Source organism: Cobetia amphilecti, assembly GCF_020217465.1.
GTDB classification, from domain to species: Bacteria; Pseudomonadota; Gammaproteobacteria; order Pseudomonadales; family Halomonadaceae; genus Cobetia; species Cobetia amphilecti.
Genome location: NZ_CP084115.1, coordinates 3,714,238 through 3,739,515, shown reverse-complemented (window position 1 = coordinate 3,739,515; position 25,278 = coordinate 3,714,238). Strand labels below are relative to the sequence as shown.

At 63.4% G+C, this 25,278-nt stretch carries 18 protein-coding genes and 1 pseudogene; 16 read left to right on the top strand and 3 right to left on the bottom strand.

Features of this window, described 5'->3' with window-relative positions:
• The first annotated feature begins 96 nt into the window (after positions 1 to 96).
• From bamA to tilS, 10 genes and pseudogenes are all read left to right on the top strand, one after another.
• Positions 97 to 2,433 carry an outer membrane protein assembly factor BamA gene (bamA, locus tag LCW13_RS15550; RefSeq protein ID WP_172978726.1) on the top strand — a complete coding sequence of 779 codons (2,337 nt, stop codon included), beginning with the start codon at positions 97 to 99 and terminating at the stop codon, positions 2,431 to 2,433.
• 145 nt (positions 2,434 to 2,578) lie between these two features.
• Positions 2,579 to 3,091: an OmpH family outer membrane protein gene (locus LCW13_RS15545; protein ID WP_043333014.1), complete on the top strand. Its 513-nt coding sequence runs from the start codon at positions 2,579 to 2,581 to the stop codon at positions 3,089 to 3,091.
• 92 nt (positions 3,092 to 3,183) lie between these two features.
• Positions 3,184 to 4,221: a UDP-3-O-(3-hydroxymyristoyl)glucosamine N-acyltransferase gene (gene lpxD / locus LCW13_RS15540; RefSeq protein WP_225347342.1), complete on the top strand. Its 1,038-nt coding sequence runs from the start codon at positions 3,184 to 3,186 to the stop codon at positions 4,219 to 4,221.
• Between the two features lie 193 nt (positions 4,222 to 4,414).
• Positions 4,415 to 4,858 carry a 3-hydroxyacyl-ACP dehydratase FabZ gene (gene fabZ / locus LCW13_RS15535; RefSeq protein ID WP_043333010.1) on the top strand — a complete coding sequence of 148 codons (444 nt, stop codon included), beginning with the start codon at positions 4,415 to 4,417 and terminating at the stop codon, positions 4,856 to 4,858.
• A complete protein-coding gene (lpxA, locus tag LCW13_RS15530; RefSeq protein WP_043333008.1) occupies positions 4,855 to 5,622 on the top strand; it encodes an acyl-ACP--UDP-N-acetylglucosamine O-acyltransferase in 768 nt (255 codons plus the stop codon). The genes fabZ and lpxA overlap by 4 nt, the downstream gene beginning before the upstream one ends.
• A 2-nt stretch (positions 5,623 to 5,624) precedes the next feature.
• A complete protein-coding gene (gene lpxB, locus LCW13_RS15525) occupies positions 5,625 to 6,776 on the top strand; it encodes a lipid-A-disaccharide synthase (RefSeq protein WP_225347341.1) in 1,152 nt (383 codons plus the stop codon).
• A 101-nt stretch (positions 6,777 to 6,877) separates the two neighbouring features.
• Positions 6,878 to 7,522: pseudogene (gene rnhB / locus LCW13_RS15520) on the top strand (ribonuclease HII); the annotation flags it as partial.
• A 371-nt stretch (positions 7,523 to 7,893) separates the two neighbouring features.
• The gene (dnaE, locus tag LCW13_RS15515; RefSeq protein ID WP_054556522.1) at positions 7,894 to 11,394 is read left to right on the top strand and encodes a DNA polymerase III subunit alpha; all 3,501 of its coding nucleotides are present in this window, start codon (positions 7,894 to 7,896) and stop codon (positions 11,392 to 11,394) included.
• 276 nt (positions 11,395 to 11,670) lie between these two features.
• The gene (gene accA, locus LCW13_RS15510) at positions 11,671 to 12,624 is read left to right on the top strand and encodes an acetyl-CoA carboxylase carboxyl transferase subunit alpha (protein WP_043333001.1); all 954 of its coding nucleotides are present in this window, start codon (positions 11,671 to 11,673) and stop codon (positions 12,622 to 12,624) included.
• Between the two features lie 159 nt (positions 12,625 to 12,783).
• The gene (gene tilS / locus LCW13_RS15505; protein ID WP_225347340.1) at positions 12,784 to 14,328 is read left to right on the top strand and encodes a tRNA lysidine(34) synthetase TilS; all 1,545 of its coding nucleotides are present in this window, start codon (positions 12,784 to 12,786) and stop codon (positions 14,326 to 14,328) included.
• Between the two features lie 41 nt (positions 14,329 to 14,369).
• Here tilS and ppx read toward each other — a convergent pair whose 3' ends face one another.
• Complete coding sequence (gene ppx, locus LCW13_RS15500; protein ID WP_404813636.1) at positions 14,370 to 15,929, bottom strand: exopolyphosphatase; 1,560 nt, start codon at positions 15,927 to 15,929, stop codon at positions 14,370 to 14,372.
• Between the two features lie 406 nt (positions 15,930 to 16,335).
• Between ppx and trxA the strand changes: the two genes are divergently transcribed.
• The 5 genes from trxA (at position 16,336) to folM (ending at position 21,795) form a co-directional block, all read left to right on the top strand.
• A complete protein-coding gene (gene trxA / locus LCW13_RS15495; protein ID WP_043332999.1) occupies positions 16,336 to 16,662 on the top strand; it encodes a thioredoxin in 327 nt (108 codons plus the stop codon).
• Positions 16,663 to 17,258: 596 nt separating this feature from the next.
• On the top strand, positions 17,259 to 18,518 hold the full coding sequence (rho, locus tag LCW13_RS15490) for a transcription termination factor Rho (protein WP_043332997.1): 1,260 nt from the start codon (positions 17,259 to 17,261) through the stop codon (positions 18,516 to 18,518).
• 159 nt (positions 18,519 to 18,677) lie between these two features.
• Entirely contained in the window at positions 18,678 to 20,147 is a 1,470-nt protein-coding gene (ubiD, locus tag LCW13_RS15485; RefSeq protein ID WP_175089660.1) for a 4-hydroxy-3-polyprenylbenzoate decarboxylase, read from the top strand.
• Between the two features lie 86 nt (positions 20,148 to 20,233).
• The gene (locus LCW13_RS15480; protein ID WP_043332993.1) at positions 20,234 to 21,028 is read left to right on the top strand and encodes an FAD-binding oxidoreductase; all 795 of its coding nucleotides are present in this window, start codon (positions 20,234 to 20,236) and stop codon (positions 21,026 to 21,028) included.
• A gap of 53 nt (positions 21,029 to 21,081) precedes the next feature.
• Complete coding sequence (gene folM / locus LCW13_RS15475; protein WP_043332992.1) at positions 21,082 to 21,795, top strand: dihydromonapterin reductase; 714 nt, start codon at positions 21,082 to 21,084, stop codon at positions 21,793 to 21,795.
• A gap of 179 nt (positions 21,796 to 21,974) precedes the next feature.
• Here folM and LCW13_RS15470 read toward each other — a convergent pair whose 3' ends face one another.
• Together LCW13_RS15470 and LCW13_RS15465 are read right to left on the bottom strand one after the other, a co-directional pair.
• Positions 21,975 to 22,685 (bottom strand): anti-sigma factor, encoded by a 711-nt coding sequence (locus LCW13_RS15470; protein WP_107335921.1) that lies wholly within the window; start codon positions 22,683 to 22,685, stop codon positions 21,975 to 21,977.
• On the bottom strand, positions 22,664 to 23,218 hold the full coding sequence (locus LCW13_RS15465; protein WP_043332989.1) for a sigma-70 family RNA polymerase sigma factor: 555 nt from the start codon (positions 23,216 to 23,218) through the stop codon (positions 22,664 to 22,666). Before LCW13_RS15465 ends, LCW13_RS15470 begins: the two co-directional genes overlap by 22 nt.
• A 727-nt stretch (positions 23,219 to 23,945) precedes the next feature.
• Between LCW13_RS15465 and LCW13_RS15460 the strand changes: the two genes are divergently transcribed.
• Complete coding sequence (locus LCW13_RS15460) at positions 23,946 to 25,106, top strand: 3-deoxy-7-phosphoheptulonate synthase (RefSeq protein ID WP_225347339.1); 1,161 nt, start codon at positions 23,946 to 23,948, stop codon at positions 25,104 to 25,106.
• Positions 25,107 to 25,278 lie beyond the last annotated feature (172 nt).

The following is a 25,278-nucleotide window of genomic DNA, read 5'->3' as shown; positions in this document are numbered from 1 at the left end:
GATCCTCACTCGTAGCTGTCTTGTCAGTTGCAGGGGGTTGTGTATAAGGTGCCTGTTCACCCAAGCGGGCGGAATCCAGAGAAGCGAAGCGACTGCATGAAACTCAAGACCATTGGATTGGCAGCTGCGCTGCTCGGGGCCAGTCAGGGCGCCTTGGCCGCATCTTTTAAAATTTCGGACATCCGGGTAGAGGGCCTCCAGCGCGTGTCTGCGGGCACCGTCTTCAACGCCTTCCCCGTCTCCGCGGATCAGAATGTGGAAGAAGAGGACCTGTCCTCGGCTGCGCGTCAGCTGTTCGATACGGGCCTGTTCGACGACATCCGCCTCAAGCGTGATGGCGATGTCCTGATCATCGATGTGGTCGAGCGTCCGACGATCTCCAAGATCGAGATTGACGGCAACTCGCAGATTCCCGACGAAGACCTGCGCAAGGGCCTCAAGGAAGCAGGGCTGGCCGAGGGTCAGGTTCTGCAGCGCTCCACGCTGGAAGAGATGCAGCGTGAGCTCGAGCGTGTCTACCAGGCTCAGGGCCGCTACAGCGCGCGTATCGAGACCTCCGTCGAGGAACTCGAGCGCAACCGCGTACAGGTCAACATCGACGTCAAGGAAGGCGCGATCGCCAAGATTCATCAGATCAACATCGTCGGCAACGATGCCTTCGATGACGAGACCCTGCGCGAACAGCTGGAGCTGGAAGACAAGCCGAGCTGGTTCTTCGGCTGGTTCTCCGATGATGAATACTCGCGGGAGAAGCTGACCGGCGATATCGAGACCCTCAAGTCCTGGTATCTCGATCGTGGTTACGTCAACTTCCAGGTGCGCTCTACCCAGGTGTCCATCTCGCCGGACAAGTCCGAGATCTTCGTCACCATCAACGTCGATGAAGGCAAGCCGTACAAGATCGGCAATATCGGCTTTGCCGGTGACCTGAAGATGAAGGAAGAGCGCGCCCGCGATCTGGTCAAGCTCGCCCCGGATGCCCTCTATTCCCAGCGTGATGTGACTGCTTCCAGCGAGGCGCTGCGCCAGGCACTGGGTGCCGACGGCTTCGCCTTCGCCAAGGTCAACGCGGTGCCGGAGGTCAACGAAGAGAGCGACACCGTCGATCTGACCTTCGCGGTCGACCCCGGCAAGCGGGCCTACGTGCGTCGCATCAACTTCAAGGGCAACACCACCACTGCAGACGAAGTGCTGCGTCGTGAGATGACCCAGCTGGAAGGTGCACCGGCCTCCACCGACAAGATCAAGCAGTCCAAGCAGAAGCTTGAGCGCCTCGGCTTCTTCAAGCAGGTCGATGTCGACACGCGTCCTGTCGCCGGCGAGCCGGACCAGCTGGACGTCAACTACAACGTCGAGGAGCAGCCGTCAGGCTCGATCTCGGCGTCGGTCGGTTTCTCCCAGGGTGACGGTGTCATCTACGGGGTGGGCCTGTCGCAGAAGAACTTCCTGGGTACCGGTAACGAAGTCAACATCAACGCCCAGAAATCGGATGACTACACCAACGTCAGCTTCGGCTATACCGACCCGTACTGGACGCTGGATGGCATCTCGCGCGGCTACAACATGTTCTACCGCAAGGTGGACTACGACGATGATGACGACGTCGCCAGCTACGCGACCGACAGCTTCGGTGGCGGGATCAACTTCGGTTACCCGATCAACGAGCTGTCACGTCTGAACTTCGGCGGCGGTTACGAGTTCGTGCGCGTCAAGGACTTCGACGACAGCCCGGCGGAGGTCACCCAGTTCATCGAGGATGAAGGCGAAGACTTCAATCTCTACAAGCTGACGGCCAGCTGGTCTCGCAACAACCTCAACCGTGGCATCCTGCCCACGGCGGGCAGCTCTCAGCTGCTGTCGTTGGAAGTGGCGGTGCCGGGCTCCGATGCGGATTACTACAAGCTCCGCTACAAGGGGTCCAAGTTCTTCGAGCTGAGTCAGGACTGGTCACTCAAGTTCCGTACCGAGCTGGGCTATGCCAACTCGTTCTCCGGCGATACCTATCCGTTCTTCAAGAACTTCTATGCCGGCGGTCTGGGCAGCGTGCGTGGCTACAGCTCCAATACCCTGGGGCAGGCCACCACCGAACAGAACGATGGTGACGACGATACCATCGGCGGCAACATCCTGATCGAAGGTGGGGTGGACCTGATCTTCCCGATGCCCTTCATCAAGGACAAGCGCTCTGTGCAGCCGTCGTTCTTCGTCGATGCCGGTAACACCTATCTGACGTCGTGCTACGACGTGAGCTCCAGTGACACCAGCAGCTGTGAAAGCGGTGTCGACCTGGGCGAGCTGAATTACAGTGCCGGTATCGGCCTGTCGTGGATCACGCCGGTGGGCCCGCTGACCTTCAGTGTCGCCCAGCCGATCGGTGACGATGACGATGATGACACCGAGATCTTCCAGTTCTCGCTGGGCCAGACCTTCTAAGGCCGTACGAGGCCGCACCCGCTTGAGCCGGTGCGGCCTTCGTCACGACCACCGGCGGCGCTGTCCCTGTTCCGTCGCCGGTCCTCGCACCGTCGGTCGCTGAGTCATCAGTGACTGAACAACAGGCCTACAAGGAGTTTGTGTGATGCGTAAATTGACCCGCGCCCTGTGTCTGGCTGGTGGCCTTGCCGCCATGGCGACTCCGATGCTGGCACAGGCCACCGAAGTCGCGGTCCTCGACTGGCGCCAGGCGCTGTTGAGTTCCGACTCGGCCAAGATTTCCATGAACCAGCTCAAGAATCAGCTGGCCGGCAAGCAGGACCAGGCCAAGGCACTCGCCAAGGAACTGGAATCCCTGCAGGCCAAGCTGCAGAAGGACGGCGCCGTGATGTCCGATTCCGAGCGTCAGTCCGTGCAGCAGCAGCTGCGCCAGAAGGGCGGCCAGTTCCAGCAGCTGCGTGGCCAGGTCCAGCAGCAGCAGCAACAGGCGGAGCAGACCTTCCTCAAGCAGTCCAAGCCGAAGCTCGACAAGGCCATCCAGCAGGTCGTCGACAAGCATGGCATCGAGCTGCTGGTCGACCGCAATGCGACGGTCTACAGCAAGGACGGTATGGACCTGACCAATGAAGTGACTCAGGTGTTCAACTCGCTCAACTGAGTGCATCCCGCGCGCGCAAGCGTGCGGGATGTGTTGCATCCGAGCATGCCAACGCGAATGCGAGCCAGAGGCGCTCAGCGCCCAGAGACAGAATGAAAAAGCGACAATTCTCTTACACTCTCGAGGATCTGGCTCAGCGGCTGGGCGCTCGTCTCGTCGGTGACCCGGCTGTCCGGGTCACCGGCCTGTCGACGCTGGTCGATGCTGAGCCCGGCGATATCGCCTTCCTCGCCAATCGCGCCTACCTCAAGTATCTCGGGGAAACCGCCGCGACTGCCGTGCTGCTGCATGAAAGCCATCTTGAAGAGTGCAAGGGCAATGCCCTCGTGCTGGACAATCCGTATCTGGCCTACGCTGAGCTGTCGCGTCTGTTCGATCCGCTGGCGGTCGAGCCTCAGGCGAGCGTGCACGCCAGTGCCGTCATCGACGAGACCGCAACCCTGGGGGCCAATGTCGAGGTCGGCCCGCAGGTCGTTATCGGCCCGGGCGTCAGCATCGGCGACAACACGCGCATTCACGCGGGTTGCGTGATCGGGGCTGACAGCATGCTGGGCGAGGGCTGTCTGCTGCACCCCAATGTCACGCTCTATCATGGCGTGGTGATCGGGGCGCGTGCGGTACTCCACAGCAGCTGCGTGATCGGCGCCGATGGCTTCGGCTTTGCCCACGATGGCAAGGGCTGGCACAAGATCGCCCAGCTCGGCGGCGTGCTGATCGGCGATGATGTCGAAGTCGGCAGCTGCACCAGCATCGATCGTGGCGCGCTCGGCGACACCATCATCGGCAATGACGTCAAGATCGACTCCCAGGTCCAGATCGCGCACAACGTGCAGATCGGTGACCACTCGGCGCTGGCGGGCTGTGTCGGCATCGCCGGCTCCACCAAGGTCGGTCGCTACTGTCTGATGGGCGGCGGTGTGGGTCTGGCGGGCCACCTGGAGATCGCCGATGGCGTGCAGGTGACCGGCATGAGTCTGGTGACCAACTCCATCACCAAGCCGGGCGTCTATTCCTCCGGCACTGGCGCGATGGACAACGGCCTGTGGCGCAGAAATGCCGTACGTTTCAAGCAGTTGGATCAGTTGGCGCGACGCTTGAATCAGGTCGAGAAGAGTTTGAAGGACAAGTAGTACTGCAAGCCCGGGTAGTACCTGTCCAGAGCAGAGTCTCGCACCTGCTTGGCGCACTGTCGGGCAATGAGCGGCTGCCAGCCACGCGCAAGGACGCTATAATGCGCGCCATTGCCCGAACGGCGGTCCGGACCGTCATTACATGCCTGCCCGCGAGCGGCAGGCATTTCGTTATTTCAGAGGTTGCAAGCCAATGGTTATGGACGTCAACGAGATCCGTGAGTATCTCCCGCACCGCTATCCTTTCCTGCTGATCGATCGTGTCATGGACCTGACCCTTGGCGAGTTCATCGTCGCGCGCAAGAACGTCAGCATCAATGAGCCGTTCTTCAATGGTCACTTCCCGGAGCACCCGATCATGCCGGGCGTTCTGATCGTGGAAGCCATGGCTCAGGCGGCGGGTATTCTCGGCTTCAAGACCGTCGACAAACGTCCCGCCGATGGCTACATCTATTATCTCGTCGGAAGCGACAATGTGCGCTTCAAGCGCCCGGTGATGCCGGGTGACCAGCTCGAGATCAGCGCCCGCGTGCTGCGCGAGAAGCGTGGCATCTGGAAATTCGCCTGTCAGGCCAAGGTCGACGGCGATCTGGTCTGCGAGGCCGAAATCATCTGTGCCGAGAGGAAGGTCGCTTGATACATCCTACTGCCATTGTCGATCCCGGCGCCCGCCTGGCCGATGATGTCGAGGTCGGCCCGTTCTGCGTGATCGGGGCTGATGTCGAGATCGGCGCTGGCACGGTGGTGGGGCCGCATGTCGTCATCAAGGGCACCACCGTCATCGGTGAGCGCAACCGTATCTTCCAGTTCGCGTCAGTGGGCGAGGACTGTCAGGACAAGAAGTACGCCGGTGAGCCGACGCGTCTGGAAATCGGGGATGACAACGTCATCCGCGAGGGCGTGACCCTGCATCGCGGCACCGTCCAGGATGCCAGTCTCACGCGTATCGGCAGTCGCAACCTGTTCATGGCCTACTCGCATGTCGGCCATGACTGCATCATCGGTGACGACTGCATCATGGCCAATCAGGCGACGCTGGGTGGCCATGTCCATCTCGGCAACCACGTCATTCTGGGTGGCCTGTCGGCGGTGCATCAGTTCTGCCATATCGGCGAACATGCCATGGCGGGTGGTGGCTCCATCATCACCAAGGACATCGCGGCCTTCGTGATGGTCAATGGCCATCCGGCGGAAGCGCATGGCCTCAACAGCGTCGGCCTCAAGCGTCGTGGTTTCAGCCGCGAGACCATCTCCGCGCTGAACACGGCCTACAAGACGGTCTTCCGTCAGGGTCTGACGCTGGCCCAGGCCCTCGAGCAGCTGGAAGCCGAGCCGCCGCTGGCCGAGCGCGATGTCTTCATCGCCTCGCTCAAGGCGTCCACTCGCGGTCTGACTCGCTGAGCATGCGCATCTACCTGGTAGCCGGTGAGCTCTCCGGTGACATCCTCGGTGCCAGCCTGATGCACGCGCTCAAGGCGCGCTATCCCGATGTCGAGTTCCGTGGCATCGGCGGCCCGCGCATGCAGGCCGAGGGCTTCGACAGCCTCTATCCGCTGGAAACGCTGTCGGTGATGGGGCTGGTCGAGGTGCTCAAGCATCTGCCGGCGCTGATCAAGGTGCGTCGCCATCTGTTGCGCGACGCCCTTGAGTGGCAACCCGACGTGATGATCGGCATCGATGCCCCGGACTTCAATCTGGGGCTCGAGCTGCGCCTGCGCAAGCAGGGCATCACCACCGCGCACTACGTCAGCCCCTCCGTGTGGGCCTGGCGTCAGGGGCGCGTGAAGACCATTCGGCGCGCCGTCGATCGCATGCTGACCTTCCTGCCCTTCGAGGCCGCCTTCTATCGTGAGCATCAGGTGCCGGTGACCTTCGTCGGTCATCCGCTGGCCGATGAGTTGCCGCTCGAGGATGATCGCGCTGCTGCCCGTGGACAGTTGGGGATCGACCCGGAAGTGCAGCTGCTGGCGGTGTTGCCGGGCTCCCGCGCCAACGAGATCCGCTTTCTCGGCGAGACCTTCCTGGCCGCCATCGAGCGTCTCTGTCAGCGTTATCCCGGCCTTGAGGTGGTGATCCCGGCGGCCACGCCGCTGCGGCGCACCGAGCTCGAGTCCCTGATGGCGGAGCGCGCAGGGCTGGATCGCAGCCGCATCCATCTGGTGGATGGCCAATCGCGTGAAGCGATGACCGCCGCCGATGCCGTGCTGCTGGCATCCGGCACGGCGGCGCTCGAATGCCTGCTCTGTCATCGTCCGATGGTGGTGGCCTATCGCATGGCGCCGATGACGCATCGCATCGCGCGGCATATGGTCAAGACCGAGTGGATTTCCCTGCCCAATCTGATCGCCCGCGAGACGCTGGTGCCGGAGCTGATCCAGGACGCCGCCACGCCGGAGTCCATCGAGGAAAGCCTTGCGCCATTGCTGTCGCGTGCCGCCGGTGACGTCGCCCGCCAACGAGAACTGCGTGAGCGTTTCACCGCCATGCATCGTGAACTGACCTGTGATGCCAGCGCCGCGGCCGCCATCGCCATCGGTGAACTGGCCGGACGCTGATCCCGCGTGTCGCCGCCAGACATTGCGCTACCCTTGATTGAATCACCTCGACAGGCAGATCGCATTGGCGCTCTGCCTGTTGTCTTACGCCTCGAGATATCATGACCGACTCTGCCGACAGCCACGTCACCACGCCTTCTGCGCGCAAGCGTAAACCCGCCGATGATTTTCCGCCGCTGGTGATTCCCTATCAGGGGCAGTTGCTGGCCGGTATCGATGAGGTCGGGCGTGGGCCGCTGGTCGGCCCGGTGGTGGCGGCAGCGGTGATTCTGGACCCGAATGACCCCATCGAGGGCATCACGGACTCCAAGAAGCTCAGCGAGAAGAAGCGTCTGGCCCTCTACGAGCAGATTCGGGCCCGTGCCTGGGCGTGGGCGATCGCCGAGGCCACCAGCGACGAGATCGATGAGCTGAACATCTATCAGGCCACGCACCTGGCCATGCGGCGCGCCATCGATGCACTGGGCGTGCGCCCGGAATACCTGCTGGTGGATGGCAATCGCCTGCCGGGACACGACATCCCCGGCATGGCGGTGGTGAAGGGCGACCTGCGCCACGCTGCCATCGGCGCGGCTTCGATTCTGGCCAAGGTGCATCGTGATGCCCAGATGGCGGCGCTGGATTCACACTTCCCCGCCTATGGCTTCGCGCGTCACAAGGGCTACCCGACCCGCGAGCATCAGGCCGCCATCGAGGAACATGGCATCCTCACCTTGCATCGCAAGAGCTTCGGGCCGGTCAAGCGACTGTTCATGTCGGGGCACGTGCCACAGGCCGTGCCGCCGGACGCGCTGATTGCGCTTCCGGCCCCGCAGGCAGCGACGCCAGAGCCGAGCGTGACGTTGAGCGAGGCAAGCGAGCCGAGCCAGCAGCCCACGGCAAAAAAGCCGCCAGCCGTGGTCTGACTGATGCCAGTGAGACCACGGCATCCCCGTCAGTCGAGCCTGCCCGGGCGGATGCTGCGCCTTCAGATGCTATGCCTTCAGACGATGGCGCTGACAGGCTATCCTTGAAGCCCGAGCCTTCAGCCTCGCAGCCGCCGCCGGCACCCGCAGCGACGACAGCACCCGCCGCAACCGAATCCTTCACCGTCACGCCGACTTCACGAGCCGATTCCATGACCACGCCCTTTGTTCACCTGCGCGTTCACACCGAGTTCTCCCTCGTCGATGGTCTGCCCGGCGTCAAGCCGCTGATCAAGGCGACCGCCGCGGCGGGCCAGCCGGCTGTCGCGGTGACTGACGAGGCCAACCTGTTCGGGCTGGTCAAGTTCTACTCCAATGCGCGCGCTGCCGGCATCAAGCCGATCATCGGTGCCGACATGTGGCTGATCAATCCCCAGGATGCCACGCGCCCGTATCGCCTCACGCTGCTGGCGATGAACGACACCGGCTATCGCAACCTCACCGAGCTGATCTCGCGCGGCTGGACCGATGGCCAGAAGCAGGACCGCGCCTACCTCGAGAAACAGTGGATCTTCGAGCAGGCCGAGGGCCTGATCGTGCTGTCCGGTGGCCGTGAAGGCGAGATCGGCCGTCATCTGCTGTCGGACCACGAAGACAGCGCCCGGGCACTGCTCGGTGAGTGGAAGGCGGTGTTCGGGGATCGCTTCTATCTGGAGCTGACCCGCACTCAGCGTCAGTACGAGGAAGAGTGCTTGCACCTGTCGGTAGCGCTGGCCGAGGCCACCGATACGCCGGTGGTCGCCACCAATGATGTGCGCTTCCTCAAGCGCGAGGACTACTGGGCCCACGAGACGCGCGTCTCCATCGGCGAAGGCAAGGCGCTGGATGACCCGCGGCGCGAGACCCGCTACAGCGATGAGCAGTACCTGAAGAGCGCCGAGGAGATGAGCGAGCTGTTCTCCGACATTCCCGAAGCGCTCGAGAACAGTGTGCTGATCGCGGCGCGCTGCTCGGTGACCGTGCAGCTGGGCACCTACTTCCTGCCCGAGTTCCCTGTGCCGGAAGGCATGACGATGGACCAGTTCTTCCGCAAGGTCTCGCATGATGGCCTGACGGAGCGCCTCGACAAGCTGTATCCGCACGCCCGGCATCCGCGTGACAGCGAGGCCTGGGCCGAGATCGAGCAGCGCTACCGCACGCGACTGGATTTCGAGCTCGACATCATCCTGCAGATGGGCTTCCCCGGTTACTTCCTGATCGTCATGGACTTCATCCAGTGGGGCAAGGACAACGGCGTGCCGGTCGGTCCGGGGCGTGGTTCCGGTGCCGGCTCGCTGGTGGCCTACGCCCAGAAGATAACCGATCTGGACCCGCTGGAATATGACCTGCTGTTCGAGCGCTTCCTGAACCCGGAACGTGTCTCGATGCCCGACTTTGACGTCGATTTCTGCATGGAGAAGCGTGACCGCGTGATCGATTACGTGGCCGAGCGCTATGGGCGCAACGCGGTCTCGCAGATCGTCACCTTCGGCACCATGGCCGCCAAGGCCGTGGTGCGTGACGTGGCGCGTGCCCAGGGCAAGCCTTACTCGCTGGGTGACAAGCTCTCCAAGCTGATTCCCTTCGAGGTCGGCATCACGCTCGAGAAGGCCATCGAGCAGGAGCCGCAGCTCAAGGAATTCATCGACAACGACGAGGAAGCCCAGGAAATCTGGGAGATGGCGCTCAAGCTCGAGGGCACCACGCGCGGCACCGGCAAGCACGCCGGGGGCGTGGTGATCGCGCCGACCAAGCTGACCGACTTCGCGCCGCTGCTGTGTGATGAAGATGGCAGCGGTCTGGTGGTCCAGTTCGACAAGAACGACGTCGAGGAGGCCGGGCTGGTCAAGTTCGACTTCCTGGGTCTGCGCACCCTGACCATCATCGACTGGGCGACCGAGATGGTCGACAAGATCCGTGAGCGGGAAGGGCTGGCGCCGCTGGATATCGATGACATCCCGCTGGATGATGCCAAGACCTTCGACATGCTGCAGAAGGCGGAGACGACGGCTGTCTTCCAGCTGGAATCCCGCGGCATGAAGGAGCTGATCAAGAAGCTCAAGCCCGACTGCTTGGAAGACATGATCGCCCTGGTGGCCCTGTTCCGTCCCGGCCCGCTGCAGTCCGGCATGGTGGATGACTTCATCAACCGCAAGCACGGTCGTTCGGAAGTGTCTTATCCACACCCGGATTACCAGCATGAGCTGCTCAAGCCGGTACTGGAGCCGACCTACGGCATCATCCTGTACCAGGAGCAGGTCATGCAGATCGCGCAGGTGCTGGCCGGCTATACGCTGGGTCAGGCCGACATGCTGCGCCGCGCGATGGGCAAGAAGAAGCCGGAAGAGATGGCCAAGCAGCGCGCCGGCTTCATGGAAGGCTGTGCGGGCAAGGGCATCGACAAGGACCTGGCCGGCAACATCTTCGACCTGGTGGAGAAGTTCGCCGGTTACGGCTTCAACAAGTCGCACTCGGCGGCCTATGGCCTCGTCTCCTATCAGACAGGCTGGCTGAAGGCGCACTATCCGGGGCCGTTCATGGCCGCGGTAATCTCGACCGAGATGCAGACCATCGAGAAGGTGGTGCCGCTGATCGAGGAGTGCCGTCATATCGGTCTGACGGTCACGCCGCCGGATGTGAACATCGGCGGCTACAAGTTCACCGTCGACCTGGAAGGGCGCGTCGTCTACGGCCTGGGCGCCATCCGTGGCGTCGGCGAGGGCCCGATCGATGCTATCGTCAGCGCGCGCGCCGAGGGTGGCCCGTTCAGCGACATCTTCGATTTCTGCAAGCGCATCGACGCCAAGAAGATCAACAAGCGCACCCTGGAGGCGCTGATCCGCTCCGGCGCGCTGGACAACATCGGCCCGTCGCGTGCGGTGCTGATGCTGGCGGTGGAAGATGCGCTCAAGGCTGCCTCCCAGAATCACGCCAACAACGATGTCGGCATCACCGACATGTTCGGCGATGCCTTCAGCGAGCCGGAAACCGATGTCTACGCCGGCTATCGCAAGGCGCGCGAGTGGACCGACAAGGAGCGCCTCACCGGCGAGAAGGACACGCTGGGGCTCTATCTGACCGGCCATCCCATCGATGAGTATGAGGGTGAGCTCAAGCGCTTCATCAATGCGCGCATCAGTGACCTCAAGCCGTCGCGTGAGCCGCAGCGCATCGCCGGGCTGGTGATCGCCATGCGCACCATGAAGTCCAAGCGGGGCGACACCATGGCCTTCGTGACCCTGGATGACCGCACCGGACGCATCGAGGCCTCGATGTTCGGTGAGCTCTATGATCAGGTGCGCAACAAGCTGGTGCCTGACAGCGTGGTGATCGTCGAGGGCGAGGTCAGCCAGGATGACTATTCCGGTGGCCTGCGTCTGCGCGGCAAGGACGTCACGCCGATCATCGATGCGCGGGCGCGCTTCGGTGAGGCGGTCGAGATGAGTATCGCCGCCGAGGACATCGGCGGTCGCTTCACCCAGCAGCTGACCACCTTGCTGACGCCACACCTGGCCAGTGAAGGCCTGCCGATGCGCCTGCGTTATCGCAACGCCGCGGCGGAGGCCTGGCTGGAGCTGGGCGAGCAATGGCGCGTTGCGCCCAGTGATGAGTTGTTGATTCAGCTGGGTGAGGTGGAAGGCCAGCGCGGTGTGCGCCTCAAGTACCGTGACTGAGGTGCTGGCCCACCGGATGGTGCCTGCCTCGCCAAGCGGCGGGGCAGGCGTAGCAGCGAGATGAGCGGCGTGGGCGCAGAGTTAATCCACGCCTAACAGGCGGGCAAGGTTTGCACCTGTCGAACAGGGTGCGATAATGCCTGTCCATCTTTTCCGTACCCAATTCCATGCCGACTGTGACCGCCGCGAGCCACAGATCGCCTGAGCGTGTGCTCAGGGGGAGTGACCCGGCCGACTCGCTTTCCTGGCTGCCCGAGACGACGAACGAAACGCCTTATGAATCCCAATTATCTGGACTTTGAACAGCCGATCGCCGAGCTGCAGGCCAAGATCGAGGAACTCCGTCTGGTCGGTAACGACTCCCAGGTCAACCTGTCTGACGAGATCGCTCGCCTGCAGGAAAAGAGCACCAAGCTCACCGAGTCCATCTTCAAGGACCTCGGCGCCTGGCAGGTATCTCAGCTGGCACGTCACCCGCAGCGCCCGTATACCCTCGACTACCTCGAGAATCTGTTCACGGATTTCGATGAGCTGCACGGCGACCGTCACTACGCGGACGACGAAGCGCTGGTCGGCGGTATCGCGCGTCTCGACGACAAGCCGGTGATGGTGATCGGTCACCAGAAAGGCCGCGACGTGAAGGAAAAGGTGCGTCGCAACTTCGGCATGCCGCGTCCGGAAGGCTACCGCAAGGCCTGCCGTCTGATGGAGATGGCCGAGCGTTTCAAGATGCCGATCCTGACCTTCATCGACACCCCGGGTGCCTATCCGGGCATCGGTGCCGAGGAGCGCGGTCAGTCCGAGGCCATCGCCTACAACCTGGCGGTGATGTCTCGCCTCAAGACGCCGATCATCTCCACCGTCATCGGTGAGGGTGGTTCCGGCGGCGCACTGGCCATCGGCGTGTGTGACGAGCTGAACATGCTGCAGTACTCCACCTACTCGGTGATCTCGCCGGAAGGTTGCGCCTCCATCCTGTGGAAGAGCGCCGAGCGTGCCGCCGATGCCGCTGATGCGATGGGCATCACTGCCTCGCGCCTCAAGGAGCTGGGCTTCGTCGACAACCTGATCAAGGAGCCGCTGGGTGGTGCACACCGCAACCCGCAGTCCGCTGCCGACAGCATCAAGGCCGCGCTGGGCGAAGGTCTGGAGCGTCTTGGCGCCCTGGATACTGATGCCCTGCTGGAGCGTCGTTACCAGCGCCTGATGAGCTACGGCGCCCCGGCATGATCCCGGTGCCTCTCGCGTGAAGCGCGATCGGCTCATGCCCGCGTGACCAGGACGCCTCCGGATTCTTCCGGGGGCGTTCTTGCGTTCAGGGCCGGCGTTTTCTTCTCCACTTCCTTTTCTCCACCACTTACTTCATCCGCTTCGCGACAGGAGCCCGACATGTCTCTGTCCCCCTCACTGGATTCGCTGTGCCTGCGCGCTCAACCGCTGAGCGAGATGGCGGAGTCGCGCGCACTCGTCGCCGTGCGCGAAGCGCTCGAGGCCAGCGATGCCAGGCGCACGGTGTGGATCGCGCTCTCGGGCGGGCTGGATTCGGTGATGCTGGCGCGGCTGGCGGCTCGCGCGGTCAAGGACTGCCCGCGTCGACTGCGGCTGGTGCATGTGCATCACGGCCTGCAGGCGGCCAACGATGATTTCGAGCAGCTGGCGCGCAGGCTGGCCTCGCGCCTCGGGCTGCCGCTGAGCGTGCGTCATCTGGCGCTGGCGGAGACAGCACTCAAGTCGCGAGGACTGGAGGCGGCAGCGCGCGAAGGGCGGCTGGCGGCACTGAGCGCCTGTCTGGCGGCGGGGGATAGCCTGTGGCTGGCGCAGCATCAGGATGATCAGGCCGAGACGCTGTTGCTCAACGCGCTGCGTGGCAGTGGCGGGCGCGGGCTGGCGGCCATGCCGCCTGAGCGGGCGCTGGCCGTGGGCGAAGCGTCTCCCGGGCAAGACCAGCTCGCCAATGAGCGGGCACGACTACTCCGGCCGCTGTTGGGCATCCCGCGCCATGAAATCCTGACATTGGCGAGCCAGCAGGGTTTGCAGGCCGGGCGCGACTGGTGCGAAGACCCCAGCAATGTCGATCAGCAGTTTGATCGCAACTACCTGCGCCACAGTGTCGTGCCGCTGCTGCAGGCGCGCTGGCCGCAGGCCGTGGCCAGCCTGGCGCGTTCGGCGCAACAGTTGCAGGAAGAGCAGTCACTGCTTGATGAGCTAGCGGCCGAGCTGCTGGCGAAGATTCAGGTGTCAGGCGCGGAGCGCGAAGCTCAAGGACATGAGCAGGGACAGGAGCAGGAGCAGGAGCAGGGACTGAATCAGAGGCTTAATCAGGGCCTGGATCAGGGGCGGGCGCACGAGACGCAGTTGTCACTGGCGGAGCTGGCAGGCTTGAGTGAGTCACGTCAGCGGTTGGTCCTGCGCCATCTATGCCAGTCGCGTGGCTGGCCGGTGCCGCCGCGGGGTCGCTTGATGAGCCTGCAGCAGTTGATCGCCACGCCGCCCGACTCGGTGGCCGAGGTGCACTGGGCCAACGCCGAATACACCGTCAGCGTGCGCGCGTGGCGCGGCCAGCTGTGGTGGCAGGTGTCAGATACCGTTATTGAGCAGGGTGTGCGTCATCGACAAGGCGATACCGGCTGTGCGGGAAGTGGTCGCCAACCTGGCGAGACGCCACCCTCTGAGTGGGATGCTGAGGCGCGCAAGGCATGGCGGGCGCTGGGAAGGGATGAGCAGCATGTTGCCTTCACCTCACGTCAGCCGGGAGATGTACTGCGAGTGGCAGGGCGGGGGCGGCGCGATCTCAAGCGCTTGCTGCAGGAAGCCAATATCCCGCCGTGGCAGCGTGACCAGTTGCGTGTGGCACGCATGCACGACGGGACTGTCGCGGGGCTGTGGCATCCCTCGCGGGGCTGGTGGCTACTGGCCGTACTCACACAGCAGTGAGGCCAGCGGGCGGTCTCGCCGATGTCTTGCGCAGTGCTCGCTCAGGCATCGGCCAGTGTCAGCGTCATGCCGGCGGCTTTCTGCAGCTCGCTTTCCTGACTGAGGTCATCGTTGATCAGGCTGTGATCGCGATATTCCTCGGTCAGGTTGAGCGTCAGGTCGTCGCCTTCGGCGCTGAGATGCATGCCGAGCACCGGCGCTTCCGAGCGTGAATGGTTGAGCATCACCGCCATGCGCAGCAGGCGTGCCAGACGCGCCAGACGCGGTTGCTGCGGCTCCGGCAGCGCCGCCAGTTCGTTCTTGGGGAACTTGCGACGGTGGGCGCGGACCAGGAAGGCCAGCGCGCGCTGTTCCGGACGCGAGAAGCCGAGCAGGTCGGAATGCTCGAGCAGGTAGGCGCCATGGCGATGGAACTGGCTGTGGGAAACCGCCTGGCCGACTTCGTGGAGGTCAGCGGCCCAGCTCAGCAGCTGACGTGACGTCGCCCCCAGCGCCCAGTCGCCGGCGACCTGATCGAACAGCTGCAGGGCGGTGTCGCGCACATTGCTGGCGTGGCGGGTATCGATGCCGTAGCGACGCTGCAGCGACTCGATGGCGGACAGACGCGAATCCTCCGGCGTGTTGCGCCCGATCAGATCGAACAGTACGCCTTCACGCAGCGCACCGTCGGAGTAGCGCATCTGCTCCAGCCCCAGTGCCTCGAAGACACCGCACAGGATGGCGATGCCCGCTGGGAAGACGCTGGCGCGATCGCTCTTCAGGCCCGGCAGGCTGACCTTGTCGAGGCGCTTGAACTCCAATAGCGCCGCGCGCAGCTTGTGCAGCCCCTCACGTGTGACCACGCCATGCGGGGCCCAGCCGTGCGCTTCCAGCACGTTGGCGGCGGCCTTGATGGTGCCGGAGGAGCCGACCGGGTCATCCCAGCCCATCTCGCGATAGGTGCGCTGGATGCTGGCCAGTTCCGAGCGTGCGGCCAGCTCGGCGCGGCGCATGCGCTTCTCGCTGATCTCGCCGTCCTGGAAGAAGGCCTTGGTATAGGCGACGCAGCCCATGTGCAGGCTTTCCAGCAGCTGGGGCTCGAACTGCTCGCCGATGATGAACTCGGTGGAACCGCCGCCGATATCGACGATCAGGCGCTTGCCGTGCACATCGGCCAGCGCATGCGCCGCGCCCAGATAGATGAGGCGGGCTTCTTCGCGCCCGGCGATGATCTCGATGGGATGCCCCAACAGAGCCTCGGCACGCTCGATCAGTTCTTCACTGTTATGCGCGGCGCGCAGGGCGTTGGTGCCCACGACCCGCAGATGGTCGGCCTCGATGCCATCGATGAAGGGCGCGAACTGGGCGAGGCAGTTGAGGGCGCGCTCCATGGCTTCCTCGCTGAGCATGCCGTCTTCGTCCAGCCCTGCCGCCAGCTGGACCTTCTCACCCTGCTTGGCCACGACCTGCAATTGCCCCGCCTGGTGGTTGGCCAGCAGCAGGTGGAAGCTGTTGGAACCCAGATCGATGGCGGCCAGCTTCAGCAGCGGGGCCTCATTGCCGGCACTGCCTTCATCAGAGGCGGTGGGTTGCGGGTGCTGGGAGGGTGCTGATTCACTCAAGGGCGGAGTCCTTTACGGCGGGTCATTCATGGCAGGCATCATGCACTGCCTCCTTCACGCCAACTCCTGCGACGGCTTCCTTGCGTGGCGACCATGGCGCAATGAAGTTGTCGTGAGCGTGGGCGGCCACCGGACGCGAGCCTGCTGCGGGAAGATGACGCTGGCAGCAGGTCGCGGCGGCGACTCTCGCAAGATTGCGGCGACTGGCCAGAGGTGTCAAACCGGTGGCACATACGGCGCCATCACCACGAGGGGCTGGCGGCACATTCAGCGCATGGGGCATGCTATTCTAGCGGCGTGATATGACAGAACGACGAAGTCGCGGGTCATCATCACGCTCAATGAGTCGCAAGCCATCACGCAGCACAATCAGCAAGACCAACCGGGTCTGGGAGATAACGTCGCGATGAGCGAACGTGTGGTACCGATTGCAGAAAGGGACTTCGAATCCGTGGTGCTGGAGAGCGAGCATCCGGTGCTGGTGGATTTCTGGGCTTCCTGGTGCGGGCCGTGCAAGAGCGTGGCACCGACGCTGGAATCCCTGGCCGAGGAATACGAAGGGCAGCTCAAGATCGTCAAGGTCGATGTCGATGAAGCCCCTGAACTCGCCGCCCGCTTCGGCGTGCGCGGTGTGCCGACATTGATGCTGTTTGTGGGCGGCAATGTCGAAGCCAGCAAGGTGGGCGCCATGCCGCGCGCGCAGCTGGCAGCCTTTCTGGATGCCAATCTGTGAATCGGGCCTTGCCGCCGCCAGGTGCCTTGAGCCGTCAGTGAAAGCGCCACGTCAGCGGCGGCTATCGCAGCGCTGACTGGCCGCTAGCGAGCGCTTCAGGCAGCGCCGGGAGCGCCACCAGGCCGCCGGGGCTTGCGTTCAGGGGCCGGCTTGACTACCATCGAGGCGTTCGCCTGATTACACGCTCTCTGATTGCGTCATGTCGACCGTCCCACGGTCCCCCAGTTGTCAGCCAGCCCTCTGGTAATGCTGCCCGCAACACGCCGGCCAGCCACCAGGCGATTCATACCGCTAGATTCCATATCGAGAAGACTTTTCTGTCAGGAAGCATGACGCTCCGTGTCCCTTCGACCGGTCCGTCGTCGCTGGACATCCGTAGCTCGACACTCCGTTGCTGAATTCATAGTTCGGCCGTGGTGAGTGATCTTTCCTGAACTTTTGGCACCTGTCTTCATCCAGCTCAGGCGCTTGCCTCCGGGAATGCTGTCGAGTTCTGTCTGCACCTTTGCAGTGCCGGTCCTTGCCTTCTGCCCGTCTTCTCGATTCCCTTCTTATCTATCAGCCCTGCTGACCTGAGCCACGTTCAAACAAAGCCGATGAATCTTACCCAACTCAAGCAAAATACTGTCCCCGAACTGCTGGAACTTGCCCAGACGATGGGCATCGATAATCTGGCACGTTCGCGCAAGCAGGACATCATCTTCGCCATCCTCAAGAAGCACGCGAAAAGCGGTGAGGACATCTACGGCGACGGCGTTCTGGAAATCCTGCAGGACGGCTTCGGCTTCCTTCGCAGTGCAGACTCTTCCTACCTCGCGGGCCCTGATGACATCTACGTTTCACCGTCCCAGATCCGTCGCTTCAATCTGCGCAAGGGCGACACCATCTCCGGCAAGATTCGTCCGCCGAAGGAAGGGGAGCGTTACTTCGCGCTGCTCAAGGTCAATCAGATCAACTTTGACCGCCCCGAGAATGCCAAGCACAAGATCCTGTTCGAGAACCTGACGCCGCTGTTCCCGCAGTCGCGCCTGCTGATGGAAATCGGCAACGGTTCCACCGAAGACATCACCTCGCGCATCCTTGATCTGACCGCACCGATCGGCAAGGGCCAGCGTGGCCTGATCGTCTCGCCGCCCAAGGCGGGCAAGACGATGATGCTGCAGAACATCGCCGCCTCCATCACGCGCAACAACCCCGAATGTCACCTCATCGTGCTGCTGATCGATGAGCGTCCCGAGGAAGTTACCGAGATGTCGCGCACCGTGCGTGGCGAAGTCGTGGCTTCCACCTTCGATGAGCCGCCGGCCCGTCACGTCCAGGTCGCCGAGATGGTGATCGAGAAGGCCAAGCGTCTGGTCGAGCACAAGAAGGATGTCGTCATCCTGCTCGATTCCGTGACCCGTCTGGCGCGTGCCTACAACACCGTGGTGCCGTCCTCCGGCAAGGTGCTGACCGGTGGTGTCGACGCTCACGCCCTCGAGAAGCCGAAGCGCTTCTTCGGTGCCGCGCGTAACATCGAAGAAGGCGGCAGCCTGACCATCCTCGCCACGGCGCTGGTCGATACCGGTTCCAAGATGGACGAAGTCATCTTCGAGGAATTCAAGGGCACCGGTAACATGGAAGCTCACCTCGACCGCAAGCTGGCCGAGCGTCGCGTCTTCCCGGCCCTCAACATCCGTCGCTCCGGCACGCGTCGTGAAGACCTGATCGCGTCCGAGGATGAAATGCAGCGCATGTGGATCCTGCGCAAGCTGCTCAACCCGATGGAAGATGTGGCGGCCACCGAGTTCCTGATCGATCGCCTGAAAGATACCAAGACCAATCTCGAGTTCTTCGAGGCCATGAAGCGCCGCTGATCGACACTGGCCCAGCCGGTTGGCTGGCCATGTTCTCGACAGGTGCTTGCCAGGACGCCCACTTCCCACCCGGGAAGTGGGCGTCTTGCGTTGCTGACCTGCCGAGTGCCGGCTGGCAATGGTATGCTCGGGACTTGATCAAGCCGAGCGGAAACTCCCATGCAGTATCGAGACTTACGCGATTTCATCGCGGCGCTGGAAGAGAAGGGCGAACTCAAGCGCATTCGTGCCGAGGTGGACCCCTATCTGGAGATGACCGAGATCTGCGATCGCACCCTGAAGGCGGGAGGTCCGGCGTTGCTGTTCGAGAACGTCAAGGGCCACAGCATGCCGGTGCTGGGCAATCTGTTCGGCACGCCGCGGCGCGTGGCGCTGGGCATGGGCCAGGAATCCGTCGAGGCGCTGCGCGAAGTCGGCGAGCTGCTGGCCTTCCTCAAGGAGCCGGAGCCGCCCAAGGGCTTCCGGGATGCCTGGGACAAGTTGCCGATCTTCAAGCAGGTGATGAGCATGGGGCCGAAGAAGGTCAAGCGTGCGCCCTGTCAGGAGATCGTGCTGGAAGGGGAGGATGTCGATCTCGACATGATTCCGATCCAGCACTGCTGGCCCGGAGATGCCGCACCGCTGGTGACCTGGCCGCTAGTGATCACCCGTGGTCCGCACAAGGAGCGCCAGAACCTCGGCATCTATCGTCAGCAGAAGCTCGGCAAGAATCGCCTGATCATGCGCTGGCTGGCACACCGTGGCGGCGCACTGGACTTCCGCGAGTGGCAGAAGGCCCACCCGGGCGAGCCCTTCCCGGTCGCGGTGGCTCTGGGTGCCGATCCGGCCACCATCCTCGGCGCTGTCACGCCGGTACCGGATTCACTCTCCGAGTATGCCTTTGCCGGCCTGCTGCGCGGCTCGCGCACCGAGCTGGTCAAATGCGGCCTGTCGGATCTCGAAGTCCCGGCCAGCGCCGAGATCATCCTGGAAGGCTATCTGTATCCGGATGACGTGGCACCGGAAGGCCCCTACGGCGATCACACCGGCTATTACAACGAGGTGGAGACCTTCCCCGTCTTCACCATCGAGCGCATCACTCATCGGCGCGACCCGATCTATCACTCCACCTATACCGGGCGTCCGCCGGATGAGCCGGCGATTCTCGGCCTGGCGCTCAATGAAGTCTTCGTGCCGATTCTGCGCAAGCAGTTCCCGGAGATCGTCGACTTCTATCTGCCGCCGGAAGGCTGCTCCTACCGCATGGCGGTGGTGACGATGAAGAAGCAGTACCCCGGCCACGCCAAGCGCGTGATGATGGGGGTCTGGAGCTTCCTGCGTCAGTTCATGTACACCAAGTTCGTGATCGTGCTGGATGATGATGTCGATGCCCGTAAGTGGGAAGATGTCATCTGGGCCATCACCACGCGCATGGACCCGAGCCGTGATACCGTTCTGGTCGACAATACGCCGATCGATTATCTGGACTTCGCCTCGCCAACGGCGGGTCTTGGCTCCAAGATGGGCATGGACGCGACCAACAAGTGGCCCGGCGAGACGGACCGCGAGTGGGGCGAGCCCATCGTGATGAGCGAAGAGATCACATCCCGTGTCGATGAACGCTGGGACAGTCTGGGCATTCTGGACTGATTCCGCGACAGACCATCAACACCCATGCATTTACCCTGTCGTTGCGCGGCGCGCTGGCGGCAGGCATCAGATAACAAGAGGATACGATGACGGCGCGGACCCTGACCTGTCATGTCGAGAGTGTGGAAGATCTGACCCCGGACGTGTTTCGTGTGCGCTTCGCCGCACGTCCCGAGGCCCTGGCGCACGCGCCGGGCCAGTATCTCGAGATGAAGCTCGATGACACCACCTGGGTACCGTTCTCCATCGCCAATGCCGCCAGTGATGATGGCGTGCTCGAGCTGCATATCCAGCATTGGCCGGAGCGCAGTAATTCCGCGCGTCTGCGCAGCCTGCTGGTCGCGGCCAATCAACTAGAGCTGCGTCTGCCCAGTGGCGAGTGCGTGCTGGACCTCGACGACCCCAGCCCCATCGTGCTGATCTGTGCCGGCACCGGGTTCTCGCAGATGCACGCCATGCTGCAGGCGGCGTTTGCGCGTGGCCTGACCCAGCCCATCGAGCTGTGGTGGGCGGCGCGTGAGCGGCGTGATCTGTACCTGGAGAGCGCGGCGCTCAACTGGGCCGCCAGTCAGCCCAACTTCCGTTATTTCCCGGTGCTGGAAGAAGCGCCGGAAGTCGGTGATGCCCACCATCGCGCGCTGGAAGCGGCCGGTGTCGAGGCCGCTTTCAATGGCCATCTGGGGCGTATCGATGAGGCGCTGCGCAAGCACGCGGGCAGCATGGCGGGCAAGCGCGTCTATCTGTCCGGCTCGCCGGGCATGGTCTATGCCTGTGTCGATGCGCTGACGCCATTGGGTGTCGAGGCCAGCGCGCTGAGCTCCGATGTGTTCAGCTATGCGCCACGCGAGCCGCTGCTGGACCCGGCGCTGGTCTCTGCCTGAAGCCGCCTGACATTGCTTGAAGCCGCCTGACATTGCCTGAAGGAGTCGAGTGAATGAGCCAGTCCCCGATACTGATCACGGGCGGCGCCCAGCGTCTGGGGCGCTATTGTGCCGAGCGACTGATCGATGATGGTCATCCGGTCATCATCAGTTATCGACGCGAGCGGGAAGAGCTCGACGCCCTGCGCGCGCTGGGCATTCGCACCGTGCAGGCGGATTTCTCCAGCGAGGCAGGCATCCAGGCCTTCATCGCGGCGATTCGTGAGCTGACTCCGACATTGCGGGCCATCGTGCACAATGCCGGCGACTGGGCGCCGGATGGCGACGGCGAGGGGCAGGGCGAGCTGTTCGAGCACCTGTTCCGTGTCCACATGCAGGCGCCGTACCTGATCAATCTGGCGCTGCGCGATCTGCTGGAAGCCGGAGTCGAGACGCAGGCGGACATCGTCCACATGAGTGACTTCGTGGTCCAGAAGGGCTCGCGCAAGCATGCGGCCTACGCGGCCAGCAAGGCGGGGCTCGAGAACCTGACCTTGTCGTTCGCGTCGATGTTCGCGCCACGCATCCAGGTCAACACCATCGCGCCGGCGCTGATCATGCTGCGTCCGGACGATGACGACGACTATGCCGAGCGTGCGCGCGCCAAGTCGTTGATGCAGCAGGTACCGGGGCCAGGCGTCATCTGGCAGGCGCTGCGCTATCTGCTGGATAGTCCCTATGTCACGGGCACGACCCTGCCGGTGGATGGTGGCCGCCATCTGCGCTGATAGCTTCTGTCAGTGATCTTTCGGTTATCGCTTTCGACTTCCGAGGCGTGACATTCGAGACCTGAGCACTGCACAAAAAAAGCCCCCGCTGAAAAGCGGGGGCTTTTTTTTCGTTGCTGCGACCGTTATTGCGATCGTTGTTGCGATCGTTGCTACTACATCCTGCACTACTGAAGCGCTTACAGGATATGGCGGCCTTCGACCGGCGTCAGCTGACCTTTCTTGAGGGTCGGGCCCATCTGGTTGCCGGAGGGAGCGCCCTGCGGGCTTTCCAGCGTGATCACCAGGTCGCTGTCAGGGAAGGCGGCCAGATACTCCTTGGGCACCTCGACCTTCATGGTACCGGAGTGCGGCAGGATGCCCAGTGACATCGGCTCCTTGCCATCCTTGGCCATCAGCCACAGCTCGCAGACCTTGCCGGGGGCCGGCGCTTCGGGCCTGACTGCCTGCACCATCATCTCGCCCGAGTGGGACGCGTTGACGATCCAGCCGGGGCTGCTGTCAGAGTTGTTGACCACGAACACGTAGTCGCTCTCCATGCCCGCGTTGTGCCCCAGGCTGAAGGTCAGGGTGACCGCCAGTGCCAGGCTGAACGCCGTGGCAGTCATGCCCTGCCACAGGCCCAGGCGACGCCACCAGGGCTGACGGGCGGTGCCCGTCGCCTCGGCGATGCCTTGCCAGACATGGGCCGGTGGCGTGACGGGGGGAAGCTGTTCATTGAACACGTTGAGATGCTCGCGCCAGCGCTCCACATCACGTTGCAGGTCGTGGCTGACGGCCAGCAGTGACTCGAATGCCGCGCGCTCGTCGCGTGTCAATGTGCCGAGCGCATATTCGCCCGCTGCGGCTTCGCGCAGTTCCGGGTCGCTCAGATCAAATGACTCATGCATGTCTTCAACCTCTCGAGTCCACGACGGACCCAGCTCTTGACGGTGCCCAAGGGCTGGTCCAGTTGATTGGCCAGATCCTGGTGGGTGAGGCCTTCGAAGTAGGCCAGTTCCAGGGCGCGGCGTTGATCGTCATTCAGCTCGGCCAGGCACTGGTGGAGCTCACCACTGTGCTGGGCCAGGTCGACATCTGCCTCGATATCACTCCGCCCCGGCATGGCGGCGATCAATTCATCGCTGTCATGCTCGCTGGGTCGCTGTCGACGTATCCAGTCGATGGCGATGTTGCGGGTCATGGTGCCGAGCCAGGTCATCGGGCGGGCGCGGCCGGCGTCATACTGGGCGGCGGCGGCCCATACCCGGATGTAGACCTGCTGAAGACAATCCTGCGCGGATGCCTCATGTCTCAAGATACGCAGCAACTGAGCGTATAGATGCGCACTGGTCGCTCGATAGAGCTGATCCAGTGCCTTGGCATCCTGCCGGGCGCATCCCGACAGATACTCAATCAGTGCATCATTTCGGGAATCCTGCATGCATGCATTCCAAGCTGTGGGCGCGGTGTCAGGCACCGCTGGACGAATGCGTGTTGCCGATCATGTTGCTCGACAACCAAAGATTATACTGATGCCACTTCAGGCTGATAGCCCTTCTTTATGCGTGCGGGCAACGGTTTGTTGCCGGTTCACGCTTGCGCAGGACGATCTGGAGTGCAAGGATAGGCCTATCACCATTTTCATCGTCACTACTGGATACCGGCCCGACCCATGAACCAGACCACCAGCCACCGCCCGTTCACTGTCGCTGCCTGCCCTTCGGGCCAGGTCGTGACGGCGGCGTGTGCGGCCGGCTATTGGTATTGGTTTACACAGGGGCGCGCCTGAGGTTACGGCGCGCCTGTCTCGTACGGGCTGCCACCACCTTGAAGAACCCCCGGTCGCAGCCACGGCCGGGGGTTCTTGCGTTTCGGGCCTTGCGAAATCCATGACGAGAGGCATGTCACCCTAACGTGCCGACAATGATTGCAGCATGAATGACGAGAGGAATGACCATGCGCACCACTTTCCTGACTACCCGCTTTTCTCTTGCCTCCGCTCGGGTCGTGCATGGTTATTGGCGCTGGCGATTTAGCGGCGTCCTGCCTCTTTCCGCTGTCACCGCGGGGCAGGGCGAGCAACACCGGGGTGACGATTCGCGAAGTCCCTGTCTGTCAGAATGAATATTGCGTGATGGAGCCGAGGCTTCATCACAGGAGAGAAGACCATGAACGCCAGCCTTGAACGCGTGTTGACCGCCAACCCGCACACTGCCGACGCCACTGTTGACCCCTTGACTGCCGAGAACGCCACCGTGACCCGCTCTGATGCCGCCCAGACACCGACCACACCCGGACGCATCAGTCGTGAAGCCCTGCCCAGCGCCAGCGAATTGCGCGAGCAGCTGCCGGTGGACGCCGACCTGGCCGGCCAGATTCGCCAGCATCGCGATGAGATCAACGCCATTCTCGCCGGCGACGATGATCGTCTGCTGGTGGTGGTCGGGCCGTGCTCCATCCATGATCTCAAGGCCGCGCGTGAGTACGCCCAGCGCCTGGCGGTGATCGAGCCGCAGGTACGTGATCGCCTCAAGCTGGTGATGCGTGTCTATGTCGAGAAGCCGCGCACCACGGTGGGCTGGAAGGGGCTGGCCTATGATCCGCATCTGGATGGCAGCGATGACATGGCCACCGGCCTGCGTCAGGCACGCGAGCTGATGCGCGAGATCAACCAGCTGGGCCTGCCGGTGGCGACGGAGCTGCTGCAGCCGCTGACCGCCGCCTACCTGGAAGACCTGCTCGGCTGGGCGGCCATCGGCGCCCGCACCACCGAGTCGCAGATCCATCGCGAGATGGCCTCCGGCCTCGGCTGTGTGGTGGGCTTCAAGAACGGCACTGACGGAGGCGTCGAGGTCGCCGTGCAGGCCATCGGGGCGGCGGCGCATGGGCATCGCCACTTCGGCATGGATGACAGCGGACGTCCGGCGCTGATCGAGACCGCGGGCAACCCGCATACCCATGTGGTGCTGCGCGGCGGCCATGGCCAGCCCAACTATGACGCCGCCTCGGTGGCCGCCTGCCGGCGTGAGCTGGAAGGCGCTGGCCTGACGCCGCGTCTGATGGTCGATTGCAGCCACGCCAATTCCCGCAAGGACCACCGCCGCCAGAGCGAAGTGATGCTGGATGTGCTCTCTCAGCGCCTGGCGGGGGATGACGCCTTGATCGGCGTGATGCTCGAGAGTCACCTCAATGAAGGCAAGCAGGCCTTGCCGGCAGCGGAGAAGCTCTCCCAGCTGCGTCATGGCGTGTCCGTCACCGATGCATGCCTTGGCTGGGAAACCACCGAGCACCTGCTGAGCCTGGCCGCCGAGCGCTTGCGCGAGGCCTGAGATCAAACGCCAGACTCGCGCCTCGATGGGAGGATGACGTCGCGCTTGCCTGATGTTTGCTGAATTTGTCGGCTTGTCCTGAAATCCCCAGCGCCCAACGGTCGAAAGGCCGTTGGGCGCTGTCGTCTCTTGCCTTTGTTGCCCGTTCGTCACGGAATTGTCATCGGGCTCG